Annotated in this window: 1 protein-coding gene; it reads left to right on the top strand. The window is 75.1% G+C overall.

The window, feature by feature from the left end:
- Positions 1 to 58 precede the first annotated feature (58 nt).
- Positions 59 to 932: Mur ligase family protein (locus BH719_RS10075; RefSeq protein WP_245683261.1), on the top strand; the 874-nt coding region annotated here is incomplete at its 3' end.

Below are 932 nucleotides of genomic sequence, written 5' to 3'. Positions count from 1 at the left end.
CCCGTACCGGGGACGGGCGGCGCGGCCCGGCCCGCGCCATGTGCGCTACCGTGTGCACATGACTCAGACTCCTCGATTCCCCTTGCGCTCGCGGGTCGCACTGGCGGCCGGAGCGGGCGCCCGGACGGCCTCGCGCCTGCTGGGACGCGGCTCGGGCGGCATGATCGGGGGCGAGGTCGCCCTGCGCCTGTCCCCCACGGTGCTCGCCGACCTGGCCGCCCGCATCCCCAGTGCCGTCATCACGGGCACCAACGGCAAATCCACGACGACGCGCATGGTGCGGGCAGCCCTCCAGACCCGCGGGAGCGTCGCCTCGAACACCAACGGCGACAATATGACCTCGGGGGTCATCACGGCGTTCATGAACGCGCGGACCGCCTCTGCGGCCGCGCTGGAGGTGGACGAGATGCACGTCCCCTCAGTGGCCGACGCCGTGCGGCCCCGCGTCTTCGTCTACCTCAACCTGTCGCGCGACCAACTCGACCGCGTCGGCGAGATCGGCGCCGTCGAGCGCAGACTGCGCGAGGGCGCGGCCGCCCACCCCGGAGCCGTCGTCGTCGCCAACTGCGACGACCCGCTCATCGTCTCCGCCGCCTGCAGCAACGACAACGTCGTGTGGGTGGCCGCGGGCGGCGGCTGGGGAGGGGACAGCGCCGCCTACCCCAGGGGCGGGCGCGTCGTGCGCGAGGAGGGTTCATGGCACCTCATCCCCTCCCGCCCCGGGGAGGAACTGCCCGCCCTCGCCAGTCGGCCCGAGCCCGACTGGTGGCTCACGGACGTCGATCTGCGCCCCGAGGGGCCGCGCGCGACCCTCAACGGCCCGAACGGGACCGCCGTCCCCCTCGCCCTCGCCCTGCCGGGGCGCGCCAACCTCGGCAACGCGGCCCAGGCGGTCGCCGCCGCCGTCGCCATGGGCGTCGACGCGGAGGCCG

It is taken from the genome of Pauljensenia hongkongensis, from assembly GCF_001746855.1.
Taxonomy (GTDB): domain Bacteria; phylum Actinomycetota; class Actinomycetes; order Actinomycetales; family Actinomycetaceae; genus Pauljensenia; species Pauljensenia hongkongensis.
The sequence above is the reverse complement of the archived record's forward strand: the minus strand, read 5'-3'. Positions and strand labels throughout refer to the sequence as shown.